Consider the following 8,475-nt stretch of genomic DNA (forward strand, 5'->3'; position numbering starts at 1 on the left):
TTATTTTTCCAAAAAAGGCGCTAACATTTCGATGTTCTTTCGAATCGAAACTTAAAAATGACCAAACGTAATACTCAGCAGCGCCGTCACACCATAGTCACCCTGGTACAAGAGCAGGGGGAAGTGAGCGTCGACGCCCTCGCCAAGCACTTTTCTACCTCTGAAGTGACCATCCGTAAAGATCTGGCCGTGCTGGAGACCGGTGGTCTGCTGTTGCGTCGCTACGGTGGCGCCATTCCCCTTCCCTCCGAGATGGTGGTGGAGTCGAACCCCGAACAAATTTCGAATCGAAAGTTAGCGATTGCCCGTGCGGCAGCCGAACGGCTGCGTGATCACAACCGCGTCATCATCGACAGCGGCAGCACCACCAGCGCCATGATCCCGCTGCTTGGCAACAAGCGCGGCCTCATCGTGATGACCAACTCCCTCAACGTGGCGGGCGCCCTGCGCGAGCTGGAGAACGAACCCACCCTGCTGATGACCGGCGGTACCTGGGATCCCCACTCCGAATCCTTTCAGGGTCAGGTGGCGGAGCAGGTGCTGCGCTCCTACGATTTCGACCAGCTCTTTATCGGGGCTGACGGCATCGACCCGGATCGCGGTACCACTACCTTCAACGAGCTGGTGGGCTTGTCGCGCGTCATGGCCGAGGTGTCGCGGGAGGTCATCGTCATGGTCGAGTCGGAGAAGATCGGCCGCAAGATCCCTAATCTCGAACTGCCCTGGTCAAGCATCCACACCCTGGTGACCGACGAGGGGCTGGCCAGCGAGGCCAGAGAACAGATTCAAGCCCAAGGGGTGACGCTTATCTGCGCCCCGGTCACTTGCTGACATCGAGCTCTGAACCATCCAACCGAATTTACGATTTGCATCTCAAGGAGAAGTGTATGTGTGGCATCGTCGGGGCTGTTGCCCAACGTGATGTGGCTGAAATTCTGGTAGAGGGGCTGCGTCGCCTCGAGTACCGCGGTTACGACTCCGCCGGTGTGGCGGTGTTCAGCGCCAGCCAGCCGCTGCAGCGGGTACGTCGTCTGGGCAAGGTGGCCGAGCTGGCCAAGGCGCTCGACGAGCAGTCCGTCCACGGTGGTACCGGCATCGCCCACACCCGTTGGGCAACCCATGGCGAGCCCTCAGAGCGCAACGCCCACCCCCATGTCTCCGACCATATCGTGGTGGTACACAACGGTATCATCGAGAACCACGAAGAGCTGCGTGAAACCCTCAAGGGGCTGGGCTACGAGTTCAACTCGGATACCGATACCGAGGTGATCGCTCATCTGGTGCATCACGAGCTGAAAACCGCCGACTCCCTGCTGGCTGCCATGCAAAAGGCGGTGAAGCAGCTGCGCGGTGCTTACGGTACCGTGGTGATGGACAGCCGCGACGACAGCCGCGTGGTCGTTGCCCGCTCCGGCTCACCGCTGGTGATTGGCCGCGGTATCGGCGAGAACTTTATCGCTTCTGACCAGCTGGCCCTGCTGCCGGTAACCCGTCGCTTCATCTTCCTGGAAGAGGGTGATGTGGCCGAAGTGACTCGCCGCGACGTGCACATTTTCGACGTAAGCGGCAATCCGGTTGAGCGTGAGGAGAAAGAGTCCGATATCTCCCACGATGCCGGTGACAAGGGAGAATATCGCCACTACATGCTCAAGGAGATCCACGAGCAGCCCAAAGCGATCACCAACACTCTGGAAGGGCGTCTGGGCAGCGATCACGTAGTGGTCGAATCGTTCGGCAACGGCGCGCGCGCCATCTTCGAAAAGGTGGAGCATGTACAGATCGTCGCTTGCGGTACCTCCTACCACTCCGGCATGGTCGCCCGCTACTGGTTTGAAGAGATTGCCGGCGTCTCCTGCGATGTGGAGATCGCCTCCGAATTCCGCTATCGCAAATCCGTGGTGCGTCCCAACAGCCTGCTGATCACCCTCTCCCAGAGCGGTGAGACCGCCGATACCCTGGCCGCTCTGCGTCTGGCCAAGGAGTCCGGCTATATGAGCTCGCTGGCTATCTGCAACGTACCGGGCTCCTCGCTGGTGCGTGAATCGGCGCTGGCCTTTATGACCCGTGCCGGTGCCGAGATCGGTGTGGCCTCCACCAAGGCATTCACCACCCAGCTGGCTGGCCTGCTGATGCTGGTGGCATCTGTCGGTCACTGCCGCGGCAACCTGAGTGCGGCCGCCGAGGCCGAGCTGGTCAAGGCGCTCCACGCCCTGCCCCAGCGCATTAAAGAGAGCCTGGCGCTGGCCAAGCAGATCGAGACGCTGGCCGAAGAGTTTGCCGACAAGCAGCACAGCCTGTTCCTCGGCCGTGGCAGTCAGTACCCCATCGCCATGGAAGGTGCGCTCAAGCTGAAAGAGATCTCCTACATCCACGCCGAAGCCTATGCCGCAGGCGAACTGAAGCACGGCCCGCTGGCGCTGATCGATGCCGAGATGCCCATCATTGTGGTGGCGCCGAACAACGATCTGCTGGAGAAGCTCAAGTCCAACGTGGAAGAGGTGCGTGCCCGCGGCGGTATCCTCTACGTCTTCGCCGATGCCGATACCGGCTTCAAGAGCGACGAGACCATGCGAGTCATGAATCTCAACCATGTGGAAGAGGTGATCGCGCCGATCGTTTATACCGTGCCGCTGCAGCTGCTCTCCTACCACGTTGCCCTCATCAAGGGCACCGACGTGGATCAGCCGCGCAACCTGGCAAAATCGGTGACGGTCGAGTAAGTCGCTGTCAGAGATAAAAAAAGAGCCGCAATTGCGGCTCTTTTTGTTACTGGCCTCCGCTCAGGAGAGGCGCAGGTTGGTGATGGTCACCTCGTCGAGGGAGGGCACTATGATGCCGCTGGTGATCCCCTTGGCGATGGCCTGACTGCGGTTCTTCGAGTCGGTCTTGTTGGTCACCTGATTGAGATGGAAGTTCACCGTCCGTTCGCTGATGCCGAGGATGGTGGCGATCTCCCAGGAGGTTTTGCCCTCGCTGGCCCAGAACAGGCACTCCTTTTCCCGATCCGACAGCTCGGTCAGGTATCTCATCAAATCGGGGCGGCTTTTGATCAGCTGCAGCGCCGAGTTGAAGATATAGCTGGCGCAAAACGACAGCAGGGGAACGTTTTCAAACATCAGGTCAGTGTTGGATTTGTCCTTGGTGATGAATGAGAGAATTCCGTGCTCTCCCTGCGGGGTGTGGAGCGGGAAGGATACGCCGTTGCGCACCCCGAAATCGGCAGCCAGATTCATCACGTCGCGGCTGGCGCTGGGCAGCCAGGGCGAGTCGCAGTCGAGTTTGTTCCAGAAGATCGGTTGCGTCTGTTTCAGCCCCAGATAGACCACCGGATCCTGGGTCAGATACTGGTTTTCGCTGTAGGCATCGAACCAGCTGGTCGGACAGTTGTTGAACAGTGCCACGTGGGATTTTTGCATGCTGATGGGGAAAATAATCAGCAGCCGGAAGTAATCAAAGCCCATTTGATGACTAAAGCGCTCCAGCAGCTGCTGGATATCGCTGGTTTTTGTTGCCTTGGTGAACTTGTCGATGTGTTCCCAGATAGCATCGTTGAGCATGACTTTCTCCTTTTTCGATCTCTATCACACTGATCGAAAAGATTTTTCTCGTTATTTATGTTTTTTTGAGATGGCACTCGATGCCATTTATCCGTGCGTGTCTAAAAATTATCCTGTTTTTGTGCATAAAGGCCAAGAAAATCCTCTCGTTGCCAGCCCGCACGCCATTTGAGATAATGATAATAGTTATCATTAATAAGACGTGATTCCATGAACAAGTTATGGGGTGTGGCACTGTTGCCACTGTCAGTCCACTTTGCTGCGGTCGGTGACGAGCTGGTTGCTCCCGCCCTCAAGAACAGCATAGCCGCCGGGAAAGCTTCCCAGCAGCGGGTGGAAAAAGCCGCCGATGCCGCCGTTGCCGCACGACTGGAGCTGCAAAATGCCCAGCTGCAACTGCGTGACCTCGAAGCCTACAACCGCTACATGCAATCTCTGGTGGCCGATCAGCAAAATGAGCTGGGAAAATTGAGCCAGCAGCTGGAGGCGGTGCAAGAGACCCGTCAGGGCTTGATCCCGCTGATGCTGCAGATGCAGGCCGATCTGGAACAGCTGGTGCAAAACGACATCCCGCTGCGCAAGGAAGATCGTCTGGCGCGGGTTGAACAGTTGAAAGCGACCCTGGCCCGTGCGGACGTGAGCGAGGCGGAGAAATTCCGCCAGTTGCTGCAGGCCTATCAGATCGAAGCCGAATATGGCAGTCGGATGGATAGCTATTCCGCCGAGCTGGAGCTGGATGGTGCCCCGCGTCGGGTTGATGTGCTGGCACTGGGTCGGGTCTCCCTGCTGGCGATGACTGCCGATCGCAGTCAGGCATGGCGCTGGTCTGCCGAAGCGAAGCAGTGGCAAGCCCTCGATAGCCAGTGGCTCTCCCCTATCGCCGAGGCGATGGATGTGGCCGGCGACAAGAAAGTTCCCCAGTTGCTCAATGTCCCCCTCTCTGTCAGCCGCAGTCAGGAGGCCCAATCATGAGAGTCACCATGAAGTGGTTTCCCCTCCTTATTGCCCTCTCCTGCGGTGCCAATGCCACTGTCGCCAATGATGAGTGGCAGCAGCAGGAACAGGCTCGCGAACAGCAGGCTCAACAAGATCTGGCATCTGTTTCCAAAGAGCTGAACAGTGCCCGCGCCAAATTGGCCGAGGCCCAGCGCCTGAGCAAGGAGCTGGCCGGCAAGTTCGCCAGCAACGAGAAGCAGCTGACTGAGCTGAACGCCCAGTGGGAGCAAGCCTCCGGCGACATGAACGAGATCTTCGCGGTCACCCGTCAGGGGGCCAGCGATGCAGTCAAGCTGCTGAGCGAATCCGCCGTCGAGGGTCAGTACCCTGAGCGTCTCGCCCCGCTGAAAGCCATGGCACAGGATAAACAGGTGCCGGATCGCGCCGCCCTCGCCCTGCTGCCCGCCACTCTGCTGCAGGAGATCCGCGAATCTGGCCGGATTGCCCAATTCAACGGCAAGGTGCTCGATGCCCAGGGGGCTGCCAGCGAGCAGTCGCTGACCCGGGTTGGCAGTTTTGCCCTGCTGGGGAGCGAAGGCTTCCTGCAACCGACCGCCGAAGGCTTGAGCCCGGTACTGGGTCTGCCCGGTAGCGTACTCTCTGCCGTTGCTGATTATCAGGGTCAGGAAGGGGAAGCGCTGCCGCTGGATCCTTCTCATGGCACTCTGCTGGCGATGCTGGCGCAGGCGCCCACCTTCTGGCAACAGGTACAGCAAGGTGGTCAGGTCGGCGCCATTATCGTGCTGCTGGCTGCTATCGGTCTGGGAATTGCTGCGGTACGGCTGTGGAGCCTCTCCCGTGAACTGGGTCGGGTTCGTCGCCAGCTCAAGAGCGGCGAGTATCACGCTGACAACGCCCTCGGTCGGGTGCTGACGGTGGCGGACAAACACCCCGAGCTGAGCATGGAGACCCTCGAACTGCGTCTTGATGAGGCGATCCTGCAGGAGACTCCTCGCATGGAGCGCGGCATCGGAATGGTCAAGGTGATCGCGGCCATAGCCCCCATGTTGGGCCTGCTCGGTACCGTGACCGGGATGATCGGTACCTTCCAGGCCATCACCCAGTTTGGCACCGGCGATCCCAAGATCATGGCGGGTGGCATATCTATGGCGCTGGTCACCACGGTACAGGGACTGGTGGCTGCCATTCCGCTGATCCTGGCCCACAGCCTGCTGCAATCGCGCTTCACCGAGCTCTCCAATGTACTGGAGCAGCAGGTGGCCGGCATTCTGGCCGAGCGCGCCGAGAGCAATAACAACGGGATGGAGCGAGCCGCATGATGCTCGACATCTGGCAACAGCTGCAGAGCTTCATGGGCCGTGGCGGTCCGGTGCTCTGGGTCATTCTGGCCCTGCTGGTGCTGATGTGGATTTTGATGATCGAGCGGCTGCTCTACCTCAATCTGGGTTTCGGCCCCTTGCAGCAACAGCTGCTTGGCCGCTGGCAAGCCCGCAGCGAGCGCCACAGTTGGCACGCCCGGGCAATCCGCAGCCGCTGGCTGGCGCAGGCCGAGCTGGAACTGAACCGTCATCTGATCTTCATCCGCACCCTGGTGGTGCTCTGCCCCATGCTGGGGTTGCTGGGCACTGTGACCGGCATGATCGGTGTATTCGATGCGTTGGCCGCGGCCAACCGCTTTAACCCGGAGAGCATGGCGGGCGGGATCTCCCGCGCCACCATCCCCACCATGGCAGGCATGGTGGTGGCGCTCTCCGGCGTGTTGTTACTCAGTCGGCTCGAGAGTCAGGCCAAGCGTGCGTTGGCCAAGACCCGGGACGGCCTGCGAGAAGAGAAGGTAATGCAATGAGACGGCAATCCAAACGCCAGCGTGACGAAGTGCAGATCGACATGACCCCCATGCTGGATATCGTGTTCATCATGCTGATCTTCTTTATTGTTACCACCTCCTTCGTGCGTGAAGCCGGGCTCGAGGTACACAGACCTCAGGCCACTCAGGCCAAGGCGCAGAAATCCTCCAGCATCATGCTGGCGATCGGGGCTCAGGGTCAGATCTTCCTCGACCGCAAGCAGATCGATGTGGAACGGGTACAGGCCACTATCGCCCGCCTGCTGGCGGAGCAACCCGATGCCAGCCTGGTGATCCAGGCCGATGAGCGAGTGCCCCACGGCAAGGTGGTGCGGGTGATGGATGAGGCCAAGGCGGCGGGTATCGCCAATATCGCTGTGGCGGTGGCGCCGAAATGAAATACAAGCTGATGAGCCTGGGGCTGGGGATTGCCCTCAGTCTGGGCATCCTGCTGTTTATGGCCACACTGGTTGAACCGCCCCGGGGCGAGAAGCTGGCGAGCGAGCAGAAGCCCATTGTCATCAATATGCAGAACGAGGTGACCGAGGTGCAGGTGCGCGAGCGTCCGGTGCCGCAGGAGCCCGAGCCTCTGCCAGAGCCTCCTGCCGCATTGGCCTCGACACCGCTGCCGATGCCCGCAGCGGCCCCCTTGGCGGCCGTTGAGCCGAGTCTGGATCTGGTATCCAGCCTCAGCGCTGTGCAGGTTTATGCCCCCGGTGTGGCGACCAGTACCGCGCCGGTATTGAGTGGCAACTACCACGGCCAGCAGCAGGGGGCGGGCATTGGCGTCGGTGACATGCTGATGCCGCTGCAACGGATCGAGCCGGTCTACCCCTATCGTGCCCAGCAGTCAGGGATCGAAGGATTCGTCACCCTGCGTTTTAGCGTGAATGCTGAAGGTGGTGTGCAGGATGTCGAGGTGATTGAGGCTAAGCCCAAGCGACAGTTCGAGCGGGCGGCAATTCAGGCGATCAACAAGTGGCGCTATCAGCCGAGACCGGGCGCCACCGACAAGCTGGTGCAAGTCATCACGCTCAAATTCAAACTGGAGTCATAACTATGTTGCGGATCTGGATCTGTCTGCTGGCCCTGGTTGGCCAAGCCTGTCTGGCGATGGAGGTCAGCCCTCACTTCTCCCGTCAGCTTGAACCCGTGATGAAGCTCTATCAGTCTGGTCAGTGGCAACAAGCCCAGAGCAAGGCATCCGGTCTCAAGCCAAATAGCGATGCCGAACGTGCCTGGCTGGCGCAGTTGCAAGCCTCGCTGGCAGCCAATCTGCAACAGACCACCCAGGCGAGCCGTTATGTCGAACAGGCCCTTGCCTATAAAGAGTGGCCCGAGCAACAACAGCTCCAGCTGCTGCGACTGCGCGGCGATATTCAGGCCCAGCAATCCAACTGGTCTGGTGCCATCGCCAGCTACAAGGCGGCGCTGGCGCTCAAGCAAGACGATGCACTGCGCCTGCGTCTGGCCGGCCTCTATTACCACAACAAGCAGTACGGTGACGCCGCCAGCCAGAGTGAACAGTTGTTGAAAAAGGGTTGGCAGAAGCAGGCTGCCATCATTCGTCTCTCCGCCCTCACCGCTCAGCAACGTTATGGCGTGGCGGCCGATCAGGCGGCCGAGCTGATCAGCCACGAACCCAAAGAGAGCAAATGGTGGCAGCAGGCGGTGTCGCTCAACCTCTCTGCCAAACGGGGTGATCAGGCGTTGGCATTGCTGCAGACCGCCATCGACAAAAAACTGATGGATGACGCGTCTGCCCGCAATCAGCTGATCCGCCTCTATGCCTGGCAAGGGCTGCCTTATCGTGGGGCCCGTCTGCTTGAAGCGGCCATGACCAAGGGACAGATGAAGCAAAGTGCTGAAAATCGCCAACTGCTGGCCCAATTGTGGGAAGGTGCCCGGGAGTGGTCACAAGCGGTCGATAGCTGGCAACAGCTGGCCAACCAGCATGGTCAGCCCAAAGCGGCCATGCGCGCCGCCGAACTGCTGCTGCAACAGGGCAAGACAGATGCCGCCATGACCCAGCTCGCCGCCATCAAGTCGGTAAAAGGCGAGCAAGGCAATCGTGCCAAAGCGCTGCTGGTGCAGGCACACCTTAATAAGGAGCAG

General features: G+C 59.9%; 9 protein-coding genes (1 of these 9 only partly in view). 8 read left to right on the forward strand and 1 reads right to left on the reverse strand.

What is annotated here, in order from left to right; genetic code table 11:
- The first annotated feature begins 57 nt into the window (after positions 1 to 57).
- Entirely contained in the window at positions 58 to 831 is a 774-nt protein-coding gene (locus WE862_RS04225) for a DeoR/GlpR family DNA-binding transcription regulator (RefSeq protein ID WP_042031077.1), read from the forward strand.
- Between the two features lie 56 nt (positions 832 to 887).
- Positions 888 to 2,720: a glutamine--fructose-6-phosphate transaminase (isomerizing) gene (gene glmS / locus WE862_RS04230; protein ID WP_005342365.1), complete on the forward strand. Its 1,833-nt coding sequence runs from the start codon at positions 888 to 890 to the stop codon at positions 2,718 to 2,720.
- A gap of 60 nt (positions 2,721 to 2,780) precedes the next feature.
- Here glmS and WE862_RS04235 read toward each other — a convergent pair whose 3' ends face one another.
- A complete protein-coding gene (locus WE862_RS04235) occupies positions 2,781 to 3,557 on the reverse strand; it encodes a helix-turn-helix transcriptional regulator (protein WP_033115220.1) in 777 nt (258 codons plus the stop codon).
- 210 nt (positions 3,558 to 3,767) lie between these two features.
- On the opposite strand from WE862_RS04235, the gene WE862_RS04240 reads away from it, so the two are divergent.
- The 6 genes in view from WE862_RS04240 to WE862_RS04265 are tightly spaced (at most 2 nt apart) and all read left to right on the forward strand, a layout consistent with a single transcriptional unit that may run on beyond the window.
- Positions 3,768 to 4,529 (forward strand): DUF3450 domain-containing protein, encoded by a 762-nt coding sequence (locus WE862_RS04240; RefSeq protein ID WP_042031076.1) that lies wholly within the window; start codon positions 3,768 to 3,770, stop codon positions 4,527 to 4,529.
- Positions 4,526 to 5,833 carry a MotA/TolQ/ExbB proton channel family protein gene (locus WE862_RS04245; protein ID WP_042031075.1) on the forward strand — a complete coding sequence of 436 codons (1,308 nt, stop codon included), beginning with the start codon at positions 4,526 to 4,528 and terminating at the stop codon, positions 5,831 to 5,833. The genes WE862_RS04240 and WE862_RS04245 overlap by 4 nt, the downstream gene beginning before the upstream one ends.
- Entirely contained in the window at positions 5,830 to 6,360 is a 531-nt protein-coding gene (locus tag WE862_RS04250) for a MotA/TolQ/ExbB proton channel family protein (RefSeq protein ID WP_005339367.1), read from the forward strand. Before WE862_RS04245 ends, WE862_RS04250 begins: the two co-directional genes overlap by 4 nt.
- Positions 6,357 to 6,758, forward strand: a complete 402-nt coding sequence (locus WE862_RS04255; protein ID WP_021230423.1) for an ExbD/TolR family protein — start codon at positions 6,357 to 6,359, stop codon at positions 6,756 to 6,758. Before WE862_RS04250 ends, WE862_RS04255 begins: the two co-directional genes overlap by 4 nt.
- Complete coding sequence (locus WE862_RS04260) at positions 6,755 to 7,417, forward strand: energy transducer TonB (protein WP_042031074.1); 663 nt, start codon at positions 6,755 to 6,757, stop codon at positions 7,415 to 7,417. The genes WE862_RS04255 and WE862_RS04260 overlap by 4 nt, the downstream gene beginning before the upstream one ends.
- Before the next feature lie 2 nt (positions 7,418 to 7,419).
- Positions 7,420 to 8,475 carry the 5' portion of a hypothetical protein gene (locus WE862_RS04265; RefSeq protein WP_042031073.1) on the forward strand. It continues 123 nt past the right edge of the window, so the window shows 1,056 of its 1,179 coding nt (coding positions 1–1,056); it begins with the start codon at positions 7,420 to 7,422; its stop codon lies off the right edge, out of view.

Origin of the sequence: Aeromonas jandaei, from assembly GCF_037890695.1 — a bacterium.
Lineage (GTDB): Bacteria > Pseudomonadota > Gammaproteobacteria > Enterobacterales > Aeromonadaceae > Aeromonas > Aeromonas jandaei.